The 16,231-nt window shown below is 70.9% G+C and carries 15 protein-coding genes and 1 tRNA gene; 9 read left to right on the forward strand and 7 right to left on the reverse strand.

The features are described 5' to 3' along the window. Positions 1 to 176 precede the first annotated feature (176 nt). Positions 177 to 252, reverse strand: a tRNA-Thr gene (locus AC6CCG_RS00130). Positions 253 to 387: 135 nt separating this feature from the next. Here AC6CCG_RS00130 and AC6CCG_RS00135 point away from each other — a divergent pair. After that, positions 388 to 1,044 carry a class I SAM-dependent methyltransferase family protein gene (locus AC6CCG_RS00135; RefSeq protein ID WP_496652397.1) on the forward strand — a complete coding sequence of 219 codons (657 nt, stop codon included), beginning with the start codon at positions 388 to 390 and terminating at the stop codon, positions 1,042 to 1,044. A gap of 1 nt (position 1,045) precedes the next feature. Here AC6CCG_RS00135 and AC6CCG_RS00140 read toward each other — a convergent pair whose 3' ends face one another. After that, a complete protein-coding gene (locus AC6CCG_RS00140; protein WP_496652398.1) occupies positions 1,046 to 2,119 on the reverse strand; it encodes a nucleoside/nucleotide kinase family protein in 1,074 nt (357 codons plus the stop codon). A gap of 10 nt (positions 2,120 to 2,129) precedes the next feature. Continuing rightward, complete coding sequence (locus AC6CCG_RS00145) at positions 2,130 to 3,353, reverse strand: MFS transporter (RefSeq protein ID WP_496652399.1); 1,224 nt, start codon at positions 3,351 to 3,353, stop codon at positions 2,130 to 2,132. A 43-nt stretch (positions 3,354 to 3,396) separates the two neighbouring features. Between AC6CCG_RS00145 and AC6CCG_RS00150 the strand changes: the two genes are divergently transcribed. Continuing rightward, complete coding sequence (locus AC6CCG_RS00150; RefSeq protein WP_496652400.1) at positions 3,397 to 4,023, forward strand: RNA polymerase sigma factor; 627 nt, start codon at positions 3,397 to 3,399, stop codon at positions 4,021 to 4,023. Then, a complete protein-coding gene (locus tag AC6CCG_RS00155) occupies positions 4,020 to 4,265 on the forward strand; it encodes an anti-sigma factor family protein (protein ID WP_496652401.1) in 246 nt (81 codons plus the stop codon). The genes AC6CCG_RS00150 and AC6CCG_RS00155 overlap by 4 nt, the downstream gene beginning before the upstream one ends. Here the strand turns inward: AC6CCG_RS00155 and AC6CCG_RS00160 are convergent, their stop codons facing one another. Together AC6CCG_RS00160 and AC6CCG_RS00165 are read right to left on the reverse strand one after the other, a co-directional pair. Then, the gene (locus tag AC6CCG_RS00160) at positions 4,266 to 5,477 is read right to left on the reverse strand and encodes an MFS transporter (protein WP_496652402.1); all 1,212 of its coding nucleotides are present in this window, start codon (positions 5,475 to 5,477) and stop codon (positions 4,266 to 4,268) included. Positions 5,478 to 5,501: 24 nt separating this feature from the next. Next, complete coding sequence (locus tag AC6CCG_RS00165; RefSeq protein WP_496654369.1) at positions 5,502 to 8,012, reverse strand: alkaline phosphatase D family protein; 2,511 nt, start codon at positions 8,010 to 8,012, stop codon at positions 5,502 to 5,504. A 162-nt stretch (positions 8,013 to 8,174) separates the two neighbouring features. On the opposite strand from AC6CCG_RS00165, the gene AC6CCG_RS00170 reads away from it, so the two are divergent. Genes AC6CCG_RS00170 through AC6CCG_RS00185 form a run of 4 tightly spaced genes read left to right on the forward strand, consistent with a single transcriptional unit; the run spans position 8,175 to position 12,855 of the window. Further along, a complete protein-coding gene (locus AC6CCG_RS00170; RefSeq protein ID WP_496652403.1) occupies positions 8,175 to 9,284 on the forward strand; it encodes a MerR family transcriptional regulator in 1,110 nt (369 codons plus the stop codon). 22 nt (positions 9,285 to 9,306) lie between these two features. Beyond that, the gene (locus tag AC6CCG_RS00175; RefSeq protein WP_496652404.1) at positions 9,307 to 10,005 is read left to right on the forward strand and encodes a formylglycine-generating enzyme family protein; all 699 of its coding nucleotides are present in this window, start codon (positions 9,307 to 9,309) and stop codon (positions 10,003 to 10,005) included. 10 nt (positions 10,006 to 10,015) lie between these two features. Further along, positions 10,016 to 10,789 (forward strand): metallophosphoesterase family protein, encoded by a 774-nt coding sequence (locus AC6CCG_RS00180; RefSeq protein WP_496652405.1) that lies wholly within the window; start codon positions 10,016 to 10,018, stop codon positions 10,787 to 10,789. 8 nt (positions 10,790 to 10,797) lie between these two features. Next, positions 10,798 to 12,855 carry a beta-galactosidase gene (locus AC6CCG_RS00185; protein WP_496652406.1) on the forward strand — a complete coding sequence of 686 codons (2,058 nt, stop codon included), beginning with the start codon at positions 10,798 to 10,800 and terminating at the stop codon, positions 12,853 to 12,855. Here the strand turns inward: AC6CCG_RS00185 and AC6CCG_RS00190 are convergent, their stop codons facing one another. Both AC6CCG_RS00190 and AC6CCG_RS00195 read right to left on the reverse strand, forming a co-directional pair. Then, positions 12,856 to 13,242, reverse strand: a complete 387-nt coding sequence (locus tag AC6CCG_RS00190; RefSeq protein ID WP_496652407.1) for an MmcQ/YjbR family DNA-binding protein — start codon at positions 13,240 to 13,242, stop codon at positions 12,856 to 12,858. It abuts the gene before it with no gap. Between the two features lie 10 nt (positions 13,243 to 13,252). Then, positions 13,253 to 14,221, reverse strand: coding sequence for a dihydrodipicolinate synthase family protein (locus tag AC6CCG_RS00195; protein WP_496652408.1), 969 nt, complete (start codon positions 14,219 to 14,221; stop codon positions 13,253 to 13,255). Between AC6CCG_RS00195 and AC6CCG_RS00200 the strand changes: the two genes are divergently transcribed. Continuing rightward, a complete protein-coding gene (locus AC6CCG_RS00200) occupies positions 14,205 to 15,758 on the forward strand; it encodes a gamma-glutamyltransferase family protein (protein ID WP_496652409.1) in 1,554 nt (517 codons plus the stop codon). The genes AC6CCG_RS00195 and AC6CCG_RS00200 overlap by 17 nt on opposite strands. Before the next feature lie 10 nt (positions 15,759 to 15,768). Beyond that, positions 15,769 to 16,221 carry a DUF3817 domain-containing protein gene (locus tag AC6CCG_RS00205; RefSeq protein ID WP_496652410.1) on the forward strand — a complete coding sequence of 151 codons (453 nt, stop codon included), beginning with the start codon at positions 15,769 to 15,771 and terminating at the stop codon, positions 16,219 to 16,221. Positions 16,222 to 16,231: the final 10 nt, after the last annotated feature.

A 16,231-nucleotide genomic window follows, 5' to 3' on the forward strand; every position in this document is an offset into this window, starting at 1 on the left:
CCCAGGTTCGGGGCTGGGTCTCCTGGGCCGGCTGCTCGGGCACGCTCGGGCTGTCACCCTCGCGACGGTCTTCTGGCCGGCCGGAAGGTCGGTCGATCCGCATGCCATGACGATAGGAGAGCGGCCGACCGCTTGGCCATCCAACGGCTGGCGTCTGCTAGGGGGAAATGGAGGGATGGAGCCGCCTTGGGGAGTCGAACCCCAGACCTATTCATTACGAGTGAATCGCTCTGCCAACTGAGCTAAGGCGGCCTGTGCTGGTCGGCCCGGGGGTCCGGGTCGGTGCACGGTTGGACACTATATCGAGCACTGCCCTGCTCGGCGAAATCATTCGACGATTCGAACACGTGTGTGATTATAGGCGAAGGTGTTGCCTAGACTTCGGGGATGGATTGGCATCGGTGGCATGACGGTTACAGTCCTGGCGGCGGGCTGCTGGACCGCCTCGCTCTGGTACGAGATCAGCTGACTCAGGCGATCGCAGAAGCGCCGCCGGGACCGGTGATGATCATCAGTGTTTGCGCTGGTCAGGGGCATGATGTGGTGGCTGCGCTGGCCGAGTCGCCAAGGCGTTCGGAGGTACGGGCTCGGCTCGTCGAGGCGGACGAGCGGAATGTGGCTGCGGCTCGGGCCAGGGTGGCGGAGGCGGGGCTCGACGGGGTCGAGGTGGCGCAGGGGGATGCCGGCTCGACGGATCCCTACCTCGGAGCGGCACCGGCCGGGATCGTCCTGCTGTGCGGTGTCTTCGGCAGCCTGACGGACGCCGACGTCGACCGGCTGGTCGCCGGGTTGCCCCAGCTCTGTGGACCCGGGGCCCAGGTGATCTGGACTGCGCATCGCACGGCGCCCGGGCTGTACCCGGTGGCCGAGCAGGCCTTCCAGCGGTACGGGTTCGAGGCTCGCTGGTCGGACCCGGAGGACCCGTTCGGGGTGACGCGGCACGCGTTGATCACCGAGCCTCGGCCGCTCCGACCGGCCCAGACCCTGTTCCGGTTCGCGGATGAGGAAACGCTGATCAAGCTCGGGAGAACCTCGGCACCCTGACTCAGCGCAGCAGCACCGGCCGTTCGGGATCGTCGTTGTCCACGACGGCATCCACGATCGTTTCGACGCCGCTCTCGACCCGGTACTTCTCCTCGTCCGGCTTGTAGCGCTGGTCGAACCGCTTCCGCAGCGCCTCCGGCGACGGATCGTCGGACCACAGGGCGTCCCGGACCACCATCCGCTCGCGCCGGGTGTCCGTGCTCGCGCTGACCCAGATCCGCAGCGTCCAGAGGTCCCGCAGTTCCGGCGCCGTGGTGATCATGACTCCGTCGACCACGGCGACGCCGTCCTCGGGTACGGCGAGCCGCGGGCGGTCCAGCAGATCGCGCCGGGTCCAGCCGTCCCAGGAGGCCGTTCGGACGAGGCGATCACCGCCGGGCAGCAGGGGCTCCAGCAGTTCGCGGCGCAGCGCCGGCCGGTCGAACATGCTCTCGACTCCCTGAGCCTGGCGCAGTTCGTAGGGCACCTTGAAGAAGTCGGCGCAGGCCCGGACCGCCCAGATCCCTCGCCGCCGGAACTCGTCGGCGAGCTCGTCCGCGAGGGTCGACTTGCCGGCACCGGTGCCACCGTCCACCGCGATCCGCAGCGGTCCCGGATGATCTTGACGGTACGTGAGCGCACGGTCGACGAGTTCGGCGAGCAGCCCCACCCGGCCCGGGTGCAGTCCGGGCACGGGCCCTTCGAGCGGCTCCAACTCGCCCTGCGTCCGGACGCCCATCGGCGTGATCCACCGCGTGCCGGTCAAACCCCGTGCCGCGGCGACAGTGTCGTGGGCCACCCACTCCTCCGGATGACGCGGATCAGTCAGCAGCCGGCCCAGCCCGGCACGGAGTTCGGCCTGTTCGGCCTCCGTCCACCCGAGCCGGTCCAGCTCAGGCCCGACCGCCGCCAGATCGACCCCGGGCGGGCAGAGGCAGGCGAGCGCCCAGACAAGATCATGGCGGCACGCCTCGAAGCCGGTCGCCATCAGCGGCAGCAGCCCGATCACCCGATCAAGATCACCGGCAGGCACGCCGGCGGCGACGGCGAGGCCGCGATAGGGCGCGGCGGAATGACGTTCGGTGAGCAGGGACATGGTCGAGACTCTACTGGCGCGCGACCGCCACGGGAGCGTTGCAGGACTCCCGATCCGTCCGGTGGAGCAGGACGCACCGGGACACCACGATCAGCGCGGCCGCGACGACAAGGGCGACGAGCCAGCCGGCCGCGAAGACACCGGCGACCTGGTTGATCAGGCCGAACAACAGGGAGAACGGCAGGAAGGCCAGCCAGGACAGCGAGCTGACGCCGGACGCGACGCCCGCCCGCACCGACGACGGCACCGCATCGTGCAGCAGCGTCGTCGCCCGCAGGCTGATCACCATGATCACCAGGGCCAGTGCGATCTGGGCCACCGTCACCAGCAGGATGTCCCGGCCCATGATCATGATCATGGTCGCCAGCAGTGCCACTCCGGCGGTGATCAGGTACGGGACGGTCCGCTCGAGCCGCACCCGGTCGGCGATCAGACCGCCGATCCCGATCGTCGCCATCAGTCCGGCCCAGGCCGGGCCGAAGATCACCGTCGCCGCCGACAGGGCCACCAGCCAGAGCGGTCCGAACTCGTACAGGGTGTTCAACAGCACGGCGCTGAGGACGGAGAGCGCGGCCGCCCGGCGTACGGCCGCGGAGCCGATCATGGTCGAGAACGTCGCGGACACCTGCTGCCGCAGCGACTCCCGGCGCTCCCCGGACAGTCGCGGCGGTTCGCGGAACCGGAGCAGGGCGATCACCGACAACGCGACGATCGGCACCGTGATCAGGTACGTCAGCCGGGCGGAGGTGACGGCGGCGAGCCAGCCCCCGGCCAGTCCGCTGCCGACCAGGGCCACGCTCTCGATCAGCCGGATCCGCCCGATCCGCCGGGCGAACGCCGCCCCACTGCCGGTGTGCTCGACCACCGTGTCGTACACCATCGCGTCCACCGTCCCGGACGTCAGCGCGAAGTAGACGCCGAGCACGGCGACGCAGACGAGGTAGCCGCCGACGCCGGTGCTCATGCCTCCCAGCAGGACACTGATCATCAGCGCGACAGTGCCGATGATCATGACCCCGCGCCGGCTCCAGCGGTCGGCGAGGATGCCGGACGGGACCTCTACCACCGGCACCACGGCCGCATAGGTCGCCGCCATGACGCCGATCGTGAACGGCTGGAAGCCGAGTTCGCCGAGGAACAGCTTCTCCACGGGCACCCAGAGTCCGAACCCGGCCAGGAAGACCGAGACGTGCAGCGGGAGCAACCGGCGCGCCAGCGAGACGTGAGAGTTCATGATCGGGTAGTCCCGGCTGCCCGGGATTCGTTACAGTCCAGCCATGTCCGCGGCCGGGTACGACGAGCAGTCCACCCTGGCGGCGCTGCGATCCGGGGACGAGGCCGCCTTCGCCGCACTCGTCCACCGGCACCACGCCTCCATGGTGCGGATCGCCCGCGCGTACGTGAGCAGCCCGGAGGTTGCCGAGGAGGTCGCCCAAGAGGCCTGGGTCGGCGTGCTGCGTGGTCTGGACCGGTTCGAGGGCCGCTCGTCGCTGCGCACCTGGATCTTCCGGATCCTCACCAACACGGCGAAGACGCGCGGGGTCCGGGACCAGCGGACGGTCCCGTTCTCCGCCCTGGAGCCGGACGACGCCGGCCCGAATCCCGACCGGTTCCTGCCCGATGATCACGATCACTGGCCGGGCCACTGGGCGGTGCTGCCGGAACCCTGGCCGGAGGACCGGCTGATCGGCGCCGAGACGGCGGCCCTGCTGCAGCGGGCGATCGACGAACTTCCGGCCGGACAGCGCGCCGTGATCACGCTGCGGGACGTGGAAGGCCTCGGCTCGGCCGAGGTGTGTAACGTTCTGGAGCTCACCGAGACCAATCAGCGGGTGCTGCTGCACAGGGCCCGGACCCGGGTCCGGGCCGCGCTCGAGGACTATCTCGCGGAGGAGGCGCCGTGACCACCGAGCTGACCTGCCGGGAGCTGGTCGGACTGATCACCGACTACCTGGAGGGAGCGTTGCCGGAACCGGACGTGCGCCGGTTCGACAGCCACCTGACCGGCTGCGACGGCTGCACGACCTATCTGGACCAGTACCGCCGGACGATCGGGCTGGCCGGCCGACTGGAACCGGCCGACCTCGATCCGGCCGCGGAGTCCGCACTGCTGTCGGCCTTCCGAGATTGGAAATTCACCCGCTGATCAACGCCGCGGCACGCTGAAGGCGAGCAAGATCACCGCTGCGGTGGCGAGTCCGGCCAGGATGCCGAACATGGCCGGGTAGCCGCCCACCAGCACGGCCAGCGTGGCTCCGATCCATGGCGCGAGCGCGGACGCGATGGTGACCGGTGCCGCGAGCACGCCCGAGATCCTGCCGTACGCCAGCGCACCCCACCGGTCCGGCACCGCCGTCGCCTGCAGCAGCGTGCCGATGCCGCGGGCGACGCCGGCGATCATGACGACTGCGATCAGCGCGCCGACCGGCCCGGGGACCAGGGCCAGGGCGGCGGTGGCGACGGCCGCGATCCCGAAGATGATCACGGTACGGGTCCGGACGCCGACCCGCCGGGCCAGCGCGGGATAGAAGAGCCGCCCGGCCACCTGGCCGACCCCGCCCAGCCCGAGCGTCCAGGCGGCCAGCGCACTGCCCATGCCGCGCTCGGCGAGCAGCGACACCAGGTTGATCAAGGCCGCGAACATGGCCAGCGAGGCGACGGTCAGCCCGGCGGTCAGGAACCAGAAGTGCCGGCTGCCCAGCACCGTCCGGACGTGATCATCGACGCCGGCCGCGGTCTGCGCCGCCGGCGCCGGGTCGGCCGGCCAGCGCCGGCGCAGCACCAGGGCATGGATCGGGATGGTGATCACGGCGAGCCCGACGGCCAGCACGCCGAACACCGTGCGCCATCCCCAAAGGGCGTTCAGTGCTTCGGTGAGCGGGGCGAACACGGTGCTGGCCAGCCCGGCGACCAGGGTCACCGCGGTCAGGGCGACCAGCCGCCGCGATCCGTACCAGCGGGTCAGGGCGGCGAACGCCGCCTGGTAGAGCACTCCGGCCATCGCGATGCCGGCCAGCAGCCAGCCGAGGGCGAAGACGATCAGGCTGGGCGACCAGGCGATGACGAGGCAGGCCAGCACGGCCAGCACCGAGCCGATGGTCATGATCAGCCGGGGCCCGTGCTGGTCGAGCAGCCTGCCGACCGGGACCCCGACCACGGCGGCGACCACCAGCGCGGCCGAGAACGCGGCCGTGGTGAGCGACGGTGGCCAGCCGGTCTCGGCCCGGATCGATGGTGCCAGCACCGGGAACGCGTAGTAGAGCACGCCCCAGCTGACGATCTCGGTCACGCACAGACCGGTCAGCACGGTGCCGAGGCGAGGTTGCCTCGCCCCGCCAACCGCCTCAGTTCCACGCATCCGGGCCATTCTGCCCGGACGTCGTCAGTCCTCGGCGGCGAGTCCGTCGAGCACGGTCCACGGGTCGCTGCCGGTGCCGCTGTCCAGGGCGGCGATCCGGCGGCGCAGGGTCCAGGACTGGCCGGCGGCGAGGGTGACCTCGCGCAGGCTCATGATCCAGTTCCCGTTGCCGTACGCCGTGAAGGCCGCGTCCTCGTAGACGATCCCGTACGTCTGCCGATCGCTGCCGGTCATCCCGATCCACGGCCCGGTCGGCCGGTACTCGGCCGGGCTCCCGTACGGCGTCGAGATCGTGCCGTGGCCCCGCACCCCGCTGCGCTGACCCGGTCCGTCATGATCAACGGCGTCGCCGACCCACACCGTGACCGGCGCCGTTCCGGTGTTGGTGAGCGTCGTCCCGACACCGATCCAGGGCTGGTCGGCGGTGGCGGCAAAGCGGGTGGCGACGGTGATCCCGGCCGCCTCGGCGGCCACTCCGCTGCTGGTGATCACGGCCTCGGCACCGTCGGCGGTCACCTGATCACACCGGACCAGCCCGCGCTGCCAGGCCTCCGTTCCGGTGGGCCGGCTGCTGGCGACCAGGCCGAGATTGATCCAGTCGAGTTGATCAAGGTGACCGACGCCGGCCAGGTTGATCGGCTTGCCGGCGGTCGCTCCGGGCAACTGCGGGTCGGCGAACTGGGCCGCCACCGTCAGCGCCACTCGGCCGTTGCCGATCAACAGATCCGTGCCGGTGCCTTCGGCGTTGGGTCCGGGCAGATAGCGCCCGGCGGCGGCGAACGGTTCCTTGATCGCGTCCAGCGTGAAGTCGCCGTCGACGGCGCCGCCGGCCTCGACGGTGATCTCCCGGCCGGCAGACTCGTAGCCGACGGCGTGCGCCTCGAGGCGGTAGCTGCCGGGTGGCACGAACAGGTGCCAGCGGCCGTTGCCGTCGGTCCAGGTCCTGATCGCGGTCGTGCCGTCCGGCCGGCGGACCAGGACCTCGGCGTTGATCAAGCCCGACTCCGCCGAGCTGACCACGCCGGCGATGCCGTCCGCCGCACCGATCTGTCGGGCGCCCGGCTCGCCGTTGCGGACCTCGAACCGGGCCAACGTGTAGGCCGGCGAGTCACCGACGCCGGGCGCGAGCACGATCCGCAGGTCGGACTGCCAGCGGTCCGGGGTCACATCGCACAGCACGTATCCGCGGTAGCCGCCGTCGTAGAACTTGACGTGCGGATTGGCCGGCAGCCCCTGCCGAACGGCCGCATCCCAGCCGATGCCGGAGGAGATCGACGTGGCGACGAACTCGCTGGCCAGCACCTCCGAGGCCGGATCGTCGAAGTCGGCCAGCACGTCGTTGACCCAGGCCGAGTGCCAGTCCCCGCCGATGATCACCGGGTTCGACGGCCGGTGCTGCTCCAGTGCGGTCAGGATCCGTTGCCGGGCGGCCGGATAGCCGTCCCACTGATCAAGGTTGTACGCCAGCCCGGGGCCGAGGTCGTAGTCGAACTTCGCGAAGATGGTCTGCTGCGCGATCACGTTCCACCGCGCGGTCGAGGTGGCCAGACCGTCCAGCAGCCAGCGCTCCTGCTCCGGTCCGGTCAGCGTCCGGTCCTCGTCGTACATCGCATCACAGGGTGGGGTGTTCATGCCGTCGCCGCAGGCCTGGTCGCTGCGGTACTGGCGGGTGTCCAGCACCGAGAACTCGGCCAGCCTGCCCCAGCGGAACCGCCGGTAGACCTGCCAGTCCGGACCCTTCGGCGCCGTCCGCATCGGCAGGTGCTCGTAGTAGGCCTGGAACGCGTTGGTCTGCCGCTGGACCCAGGGCGTGCCGTCCGGGCTGCCCTGATGATCATCGGCCCAGTTGTTCAGGACCTCGTGATCATCCCAGACGGTGACGAACGGGAACCGGGCGTGGGCGTCGCGGAGATCGGGCGACGACTTGTAGAGCGCGTGCAGCCGGCGGAACTCGGCCAGGCTGCCGGCCGCCGTCTCGTAGATGTAGTCGCCGAGATGGACCACCAGATCGACGTCCTGCTCGGCAAGATCACGATAGGCGGAGTAGCGGCCGCCGGCCCAGGCCTGACAGGAGGCGAAGGCGAAGCGGAGATGCTCGGCGCGGTCCTGTGGGAGCGGCAGGGTACGGGTCCGGCCGACCCGGCTGGTCGCGCCGTCGGCCGTGAAGCGGTACCAGTACCAGGCGTTGGGGCGGAGCCGGTCGACCACGACCTGGACCGAGTGGGCCCGCTCCGGCCGGGCCTGCACGACACCGCTCCGGACGATCTTGGTGAATCCCTCGTCGGAGGCGACCTCCCAGCCGACCGGGATCACCCGGTCCGGCATCCCGCCGCCGGCCGCCGGGTCGTTCGCGAGCCGGGTCCAGAGCGCGACGCTGGACGGATCCGGATCGGCGGAGGCGACGCCGAGGGTGAACGGCGCCGGGTCCAGGGACGCGGCGCCGGCCGCCTCCTGCCACAACGCCTGGACGCCGAGAGTGGTCGCGGCGGCACCGCCGGCGAGCACCAGGAATCGGCGGCGGTCCAAAAGATTCATGATCACGAGTCGTTCCCCCTGGGGTCTGGTGAGCGCAGGCCTTGCGGTCATCCTGCCGGTCCCGCGCGAGCAGCAACAGACTTGACGGTTGCGCTGACGTGTCACTGACGTGGCCGGCGGATGTCTTGACTCTCGGGCAGCCCGAGACTCGATAGTGGACGGGTGGACGACCAACTGATGGCGATCGGCCGCTTCGCCAAGCTGAGCGGAGTCTCGGTGCACGCACTGCGCCACTACGACGAGGTCGGACTGCTCCGGCCGGCCGAGGTGGACGGCGACACGAGCTATCGCCGTTACCGACCCGAACAGATCCGGCTGGCCAAGCTGATCCGTGCCCTGCGCGGGCTGGAGCTGCCGATCGAGGCGGTCCGGCAGGTGCTGGACAGCGACGAGACGGAAGCCGAGCAGGTGCTGCTCGAGCATCGCCGGCGGCTGCAGTTGGAGCGTGGCCACCTGGACATCCGGATCGCCGATGTCACCCGCTTCCTGGAGAAGGGACTCACCATGCCCGCATTGCAGACCGGCTGCCGGCCGGTCCAGCTCAAGCTCAGGGTGGACGACCGCGAGGCCGCCCTCCCGCTCTACCGCGACGCGCTCGGCCTGCCCTATCAGGTCGCCCGGCGAACCCGGCACAGCCAGGCGTCGGCCCTCAGTTTCGGCACCTACGGGGAGGACGACTTCTTCCTGATCTGGCTGCTGGACGATCCGCAGCGATCCGACCTGCCGGGCCCGACCACGTTCGGGCTGCTCGTCGAGGATCTCGACCGGACCCATGCGGCCGCCCTCGCTACCGGCGCGCTGGAGGTCACCTGTCCGCACTCGCCGGAAGGGATGCCGCGCTGCTCGGCGATCAAGGACGTCGGCGACAACTGGATCTGGCTCTATCAAGGGGAGCCCGGTCCGCCGGCGCCGTGTCAGCTGAAGCTCGCGGTGGCCGATCTCGAACGCAGCATCGCCTTCTACACCGGGGTTTTCGGGAGTTCGTACGAGACCGTACGGCGGACCGAGAGCGGCGACTACTCGGCGATCACCTTCGGTGAGTACGGCAAGCCCGGCTTCTTCCTGCTGCACCTGATCGATGATCACGAACGCTTCGACCGACCGGGCAAGGCGACCTTCTCGTTCCTGGTCGATGATCTTGACGCGGTGCACGCCCGCGCCCTGGCCGCCGGCGCCACCGAGCTGCATCCGCCGGCCGACGCGGAGGGGATGCCGCGCGGCTCAGGGCTGCTGGACCCGGACGGGAATCAGGTCGGTCTCGCCCAGGGATGATCACTGGGGCAGGATGGGCCGGGTGACCAGCACCGGGCCGGACGTCGTGGCGTCGATCGCCGCGTCCATGATCGACATCGCGGCGGGCTGGATCAGGCTGGTCGACGAGGGCAGCCGGAAGCGCTGGCCGGTCGACCTCGAGCCGTACGCAATCTCGGCGCGGCCGGTCACCCGAGCCGACGCGTCCGGCCTGAACGGAACCTGGCCGGACGGCCCGGGCGAACCGGAAGCCCCGCTGACGGAGCTGTCCTGGCTGGCCTCCCTGGACTTCTGCAACCGACTCTCGACGGCTGCCGGCCTGCGGCCCTGCTACGTGATCGGCGACGATCGCGACGGGCTCAGCGCGACCTGGGACCAGGGCGCCGACGGCTACCGGCTGCCGACCGAGGCCGAATGGGAGTACGCCTGCCGGGCGGGCGACACCGGCGCCCGCTACGGCGAGCTGGACGAGATCGCCTGGCACGGCGGCAATTCGGGCGGAGCGCCGCACCCGGTCGGGACGAAGGCGCCGAACGGCTGGGGCCTGTCGGACATGATCGGCAACGTCTGGGAATGGTGCTGGGACCGCTTCGACCCCGACGTCTACGGACCGTACCGGGTGTTCCGGGGCGGCGGCTGGAATGATCAACCACGGGCCTGCCGCGCCTCCTGCCGGCGGAAGAGCCACCCGACGTTCCACATGGACGACCTTGGGCTGCGCGTGGCCAGGAGCCGACCGTAGGGTTGAGGCCATGGGCGAGCTCAGGGTCGCGATCTTCTCCGATGTTCACGGCAATGTCCCGGCGCTGGAGGCGGTGCTCTCGGACGCCGCCGAAGCCGGAGTGACCGAACACTGGATCGTCGGTGACCTCGTCGCCAACGGGCCACGCCCGACCGAGGCGCTGCGTCGGCTGGCCGAGCTGCCGAACACCAAGATCATCCGCGGCAACACCGATCGGTATGTGGTGACCGGGGAGCATCCGCGGGTGGCGGGTTCGGTCGAGACGGTACGGACTCCGGAGGAGATCGGGGTGCTGCTCCGCACGGTGGCGGCGATCTCCTGGACCCGCGGCGCGATCACCGAGGCCGGTTTCCTGTCCTGGCTGAGATCGTTGCCGTTGGACGCGCGGGCGACGCTCCCGGACGGGACCCGGGTCCTGCTGGTGCACGCGGCTCCGGGTACCGACGACGGGCCGGGCATCAGCCCGGCGATGACCGACGACGAGGTACGGGCGGCGATCACCGGTGCCGAGGCGGAGTTGATCTTCGCCGGGCACACGCACAAGCCGTTGGATCGCACCGTCGACGGGATCCGGGTGATCAATTCCGGCAGCGTGAGCCTGCCCGCGACGGCCGAGCGTCGGGCCTGCTGGACCCTGCTCACGGCCGACGACCGGGGGCACACGATCGAGGCCCGACGGATCGAGTACGACCTCGACGCGGTGCTGGCCGAGCTGCACGAGGTCGCCCATCCGTCGGCGGACTGGCTGCAGCAGAAGTTCCGAAGCCGACCCACCGAGGAGTGACTCCCGGAATGCTCTACGGCGTTTCCTACTACTTCGAGTACCAGCCGCTGGACCGGCTGGCCGAGGACGTGGCGATGATGGCCGCGGCCAAGATCAACTACGCCCGGATCGGCGACTCGATCTGGTCGCTCAGCGAGCGGGTCGAGGGCGAGATCGACCTGGACTGGCTGGAGCGGGTGCTGGACGCGCTGCACCAGGCCGGGATCAAGGTGATCATCACCACGCCGACGTACGCCATCCCGCCCTGGCTGCACCGCCGGCATCCCGAGGTGATGGCGCTCCGGGCTGACGGCACTCCGACTCCGTACGGCGGAAGGCAGAACGTCGACCTGACCAACCCGACCTACCGCTGGTACGCCGAGCGGATCACCCGCCGCCTGCTGGAGCGCTACGCCGGCCACCCGAGCGTGATCGGGTTCCAGGTGGACAACGAGACCGGCACCATGGGTGCCCAGAACCCGGCCGTGGTCGACGCGTTCACCGAGCACCTGAAGCGGACCTACGGTTCGGTGGACGTGATCAACGAATTGTGGGGACTGATCTACTGGTCGCACCGGCTCGGCGACTGGGCCGACCTGTGGCCGCCGGCCGGCAACACCAGCCCCGGCTACGATCTTGCCTGGCGCCGTTTCCAGGCCAAGATCACCACCGACTTCCTGGCCTGGCAGGTCGGCATCGTCCGGGAGTACGCCCGTGATGATCAGTTCGTGATCCACGATGTGGTCGGCTTCCATGGCCGGTCGGACGCGGACCGCTACGCGATCGGCAACCTCATGGACGTGGTCGCCGAGAACTTCCCGCACGCCACCCAGGACGGCCTGGCCCATCCGCCGGTCGACGATCTTGCCATGTATCCGGCCCGGACCACCGGCAGCGGCGCGGTGCAGCTCTACCAGCGCTCCGATCTGGCGTACGGCGTGAAGCGGTCGAACTTCCTGATCACCGAGATGAACCCGATCAGCATCGCCGGCTCCGACAACGTGTTTCCCTGCTACGACGGGCAGTGGCGGATGGCCGCGTTCTCGACCATCTCCCGCGGCGCCGACATGGTCGCCTACTGGCACTGGCACAGCCTCCACTACGGCCATGAGATCTACTCGCACGGCATCCTCAACCACGACCTGGAACCGAACCGCAACTATGACGAGGTGGCCTCGATCGGCCGCGATCTCGAGCGGCACGGCGACCTGTTGACCGGGCTGACCCCGGAGGCCGAGGTGGCCTTCCTCTATTCGTACGACAGCCGCTGGGCCATGGCCTGCCAGCCGCCGCTGAAGACCACGGACGGCAGCGCCGGCGACGAGCGCAGCTACGAGCGGATCTTCGACACCTTCTACCGCGGGTTCTTCGACGCCCGGGCGCAGTCGATCGTGCTGCCGGCCGGCGCGGACCCGGCCGGCTACCCGGTGGTGGTCGCCCCGGCGCTCTACAGCGCGACCGATGATCAACTCTCCGGACTGGCGCGCTACGCCGAGCGGGGCGGGCATCTGGTGATCACCATCCGCACCGGGTACGCCGACCAGCATGCCCGGGCCCGCTGGGTGCGCGCACCCGGGCCACTGCGGCAGGTGGCCGGAGTCGGCTACAACCTGTACTCCAATCTGGCCAAGCCGCTGCCCGTCGTCGGAACGGCCGGATTCCCTTGTCCGGAAGGTGTCCAGGCCCACGCCTGGATGGACGAGCTGGTGGTCGAGGACGAAGCGACCGAGGTGCTGGCGACCTATGATCATCCGCACTTCGGCCGGTTCCCGGCGATCACCTCGCACCCGTACGGCAAGGGCCGGGTGACCTACGTCGGCACCGTGCCCGACGCCGCCCTGGCCCGGGCGATCGGCGACTGGGTGCTCCGGTCGGCCGGCGTCACGCCGCTCGGCGACGGGCTGCCGGAACCGGTCCGGTTCACCCGGGCCCGCGCTCGCAACGGCAGGACGCTGAACTTCCTGTCTAACTGGTCGTTCGAGCCGCAGCGGCTGCCGACCGGGTTGGTCACCGGGACCGAACTGTTCAGCGGGGATCCGGCCGAGGCTCTCGAGCTCGGGCCGTGGGACTTCAAGATCGTCGGGTGATCAGCGGGCCAGATAGGAGTCGGCCAGCGCCGGCGGTGCCTTGGCCAGCCACGCGTCGATGATCAACTCCCGGAGCTCCTTGCGGCCGACCGTCTCGAGCTGGATCAGCACCGCCGCGAAGCCGTTGAAGTGCTCGATCGTGAAGACGGCGGCCGAGCTCCCGGCCAGCACGGCCTCCTTCTCGGCCAGATCGCCGACGCTCACCGCGAGAATCGGCCCCGTCGGCGGGGTCTCGTCACCGAACCGCTTCACGTCCGCCTTGCTGAACGGCCGGTCCCAGGCGAAGGCCTGCTTGCCGACGAACCAGGTCTGATGGCCGTACCGCTCGCCGACGGTCACGTCGGGCAGCTCGGCGATGATCTTCTCGACATCCTTGACGGTCGCCATGATCGCGACCCTACGCCGACGGGACCAGCCGGTCGAGGGTCGCGCCGAGTTCGGCCCTGACCTCCGCCGGGAGTGCGGCGGCGGGCGGCGCCAGGGTGTCGGAACAGACTCCGGCCCAGGCCAGCGCGGCCTTCCAGCCGGCCGGCGATTGGCCGACCCGGCAGGCCGTGACGATCTCGGCCAGCTGCCGCTGCGCCCGCCGGGCGGTGTCGAGATCCCCGGCGGCGACGGCGTCGTGCACGGTCCGGCCGAGCCGTGGCACCAGGTTCATCCCGGCGGCGATCATGCCGTGCGCGCCGACCACGAGGGACGTCAGTTGCAGGGTGTCGCTCCCGGTGAGCACCGCGAAGTCCACCGCCGCGGTGGCCCGCAGCACCTGTTGCAGGTACTCCACGTCGCGGCTGCTGTCCTTGATCCCGATCACGTTCGGCAGCGCCGCCAGCTCGGCCACCGCGCCGGGCGGGATGCTGATCTTGGTCATCGCGGGGATGTTGTAGAGCACCAACGGACAGCCGGTCGCCTCGGCGACGGTCCGGTACCAGGTGATCAACTCGCCCGGCGCCTGCGGATAGTACGGCGACGGAGCCAGCAGCACCGCGCTCGCTCCCGCCGCGGCGAGATCGGCCACCTCGGCGACCGCGTCCGGCAGGTTCAGCGACGAGGCGGCCGGGACGACGATCCGGTCGGGCCCGACGCGCTCGCGTACCGCCTGCAGGACGGCGAGCCGCTGCGACCGGGTCAGCCGCGGTCCCTCCCCGGTCGAGCCGGTCGGGCAGAGTCCGTCGATCCCGCCGTCAACGACCCGGTCCACCAGGCGGGACAAGCCGGCCGGATCAAGATCACCCGTCGTCGGATCGATCGGCGTCGCCAGCGCGACATGGACTCCGTGCAGCTGTTCGGCCTTGATCAAGATCATCACCCACTCTGCCTCGAAGGCCAGCGTATCGCCTAGATTGATGATCATGACGGGTGAACTCACAGGTCGGATCGTTTCTCCGGATGCCCGGGCCACCCGGGCCGGCGAACAGGTGCTCGGCGACGGCGGCAGCGCGGCCGACGCGGTGATCGCGACCGCCGCCGTGCTCTGCGTCGTGTCGCCGCACATGGTGACCATCGGCGGCGACAGCTGGACCCTGGCCGGCCCGGCCGACGGCGACGTGGTGGCGATCAACGGCACCGGACGAGCTCCGTACGGCCTCACCCCGGACCACCTCCGCGCCCTCGGGCACACAGCGATGCCCGGGGCGGGCGTGCACAGCATCAGCGTGCCCGGGCTGCCGTCGGCCTGGCACGAACTGCACCGCCGGTACGGCAGCAGGCCGCTCGCGGAGCTGCTGCAGCCCGCGATCGCCCTGGCCCGGGACGGGGCCGAGGTGGCGCCGAGCATGGCCCGCGATCTGGCCCAGTACGCCGACCGGCTGGCCGGCGACCCGGGCGCCCGATCCCTGTTCCTGGCCGCGGACGGCTCCGCACTGGCCGAGGGCGACCGGTTCCGCCAGCCCGCCCTGGCCGCGAGCCTGGAGGCGCTGGCCGAGCACGGCGTCGCCGCGCTCTACGGGGGCGAACTCGGCGCAGCGTACGCGGAAGGCCTGGCGGCGCTCGGCAGCACGATGACCCGGGACGACCTGGCCCGGCACCGGGCCGAGGCGGTGACGCCGTTGACGCTGCGCTGGCAGGACGCGGAGGTGATCACCGCACCACCCAACTCGCAGGGATTCGCGCTGCTCAAGATGCTGGCACTGGCCGAGGCCCTCGGCCTGACCGACCCGCTCGACCCGGCCCAGACCGTCGCCTACGTGCGGGCCTTCGACCTCGCCGGGGCCCAGCGGGACGCCCGGTCCGCCGACCCCGAGGCCGTCCCCGTCGATCTGGCCGCCGTGCTGGCCCCGGAGGCGATCCGCCGTGACGCGGCGGCCCTGGGCTCGTCGTCCGGAGCGGCCGCGGCCGACCCGGTTCGCCTGGACGGCGACACGATCGGGATCGCCGCGGTGGACGGCGCCGGGCTCTGGATCAGTTCTCTGCAGAGCGTGGCCGGGACGTTCGGGTCACTCGTCGTCGAACCGAGCACCGGCATCCTCGGGCACAACCGCGCGGGCGGGTTCAGTCTCGACCCGGCCCGGCCCGGCGTGCTGGCCGGCGGCCGGCGACCGCCGCACACGCTGATGCCGTGTCTGGTCCGGCGCGGCGGTCGGCTCACCACGACCGTCGCCACGATGGGCGGCCGCAGCCAACCGGCGATCGCGGCCCAGCTGCTGGCCCGGCTGGCGGTCGGCGCGACCGCCGACGAGGCACTGCGGGCGCCCCGCTTCGTCGTCACGCCGGGCACCGGTCCCGACGGCGGGCCGGAGGTGCTGGTCGAGGCGGCCGCCGCTGCCGAGGTCCGGGACGTCCTGGTGGCGGAGTTCGGCGCCACGGTCATCGACGGGCTGGACAACCGGTTCGGCCATGCCCATCTCGTGGACGCGTCGCCCACCGGACTGGACGCCGGGACCGACCCGCGCGCGGACGGGAGTTAGGGTCTCCTTCATGACTCCGCGCCTGCTCTATCGGATCGTGGCAACGGCCGAAGCGATCACCTGGACGTTGTTGATCATCGGCCTGATCCTGCGCGCGGCCGGCGTCACCGACCTCGGCGTCCGGATCGGCGGCGGCCTGCACGGCTTCGCCTTCCTCTGCTACGTCCTGGCGACCCTCTTCGCCGGCCTGAACCTCGGCTGGGGACCCAAGATCATTCTGGCCGGGCTCGGCTCCGCGATCGTGCCGTGGGCGACGATCGGCTTCGAGCGCTGGGCGGAGCGGCGCGGCCTGCTCGACGGTGACTGGCAGCGCGACGGCGACGGCCGGCTGGCCCGGCTGACCGGCTGGGTGCTGCGGCATCCGCTGCCGGCGGCCGCGATTGCGGTGGCCGCCGTCGTGGTCGTCTTCGGCACCCTGCTCTGGCTCGGACCGCCGTCCGGCTGGCCGACCCGGTTCAGCTGACGGATCCGTA

The organism is Microlunatus sp. YIM B11417, from assembly GCF_059617205.1.

Bases quoted from the DNA above. Each gene is read 5' to 3' on its own strand.
- AC6CCG_RS00135 (WP_496652397.1), top strand. From the start codon at position 388: ATGGATTGGCATCGGTGGCATGACGGTTACAGTCCTGGCGGCGGGCTG.
- AC6CCG_RS00140 (WP_496652398.1), bottom strand. From the start codon at position 2,119: ATGTCCCTGCTCACCGAACGTCATTCCGCCGCGCCCTATCGCGGCCTC.
- AC6CCG_RS00145 (WP_496652399.1), bottom strand. From the start codon at position 3,353: ATGAACTCTCACGTCTCGCTGGCGCGCCGGTTGCTCCCGCTGCACGTC.
- AC6CCG_RS00150 (WP_496652400.1), top strand. From the start codon at position 3,397: ATGTCCGCGGCCGGGTACGACGAGCAGTCCACCCTGGCGGCGCTGCGA.
- AC6CCG_RS00160 (WP_496652402.1), bottom strand. From the start codon at position 5,477: ATGCGTGGAACTGAGGCGGTTGGCGGGGCGAGGCAACCTCGCCTCGGC.
- AC6CCG_RS00165 (WP_496654369.1), bottom strand. From the start codon at position 8,012: ATGAATCTTTTGGACCGCCGCCGATTCCTGGTGCTCGCCGGCGGTGCC.
- AC6CCG_RS00180 (WP_496652405.1), top strand. From the start codon at position 10,016: ATGGGCGAGCTCAGGGTCGCGATCTTCTCCGATGTTCACGGCAATGTC.
- AC6CCG_RS00185 (WP_496652406.1), top strand. From the start codon at position 10,798: ATGCTCTACGGCGTTTCCTACTACTTCGAGTACCAGCCGCTGGACCGG.
- AC6CCG_RS00190 (WP_496652407.1), bottom strand. From the start codon at position 13,242: ATGGCGACCGTCAAGGATGTCGAGAAGATCATCGCCGAGCTGCCCGAC.
- AC6CCG_RS00200 (WP_496652409.1), top strand. From the start codon at position 14,205: ATGACGGGTGAACTCACAGGTCGGATCGTTTCTCCGGATGCCCGGGCC.
- AC6CCG_RS00205 (WP_496652410.1), top strand. From the start codon at position 15,769: ATGACTCCGCGCCTGCTCTATCGGATCGTGGCAACGGCCGAAGCGATC.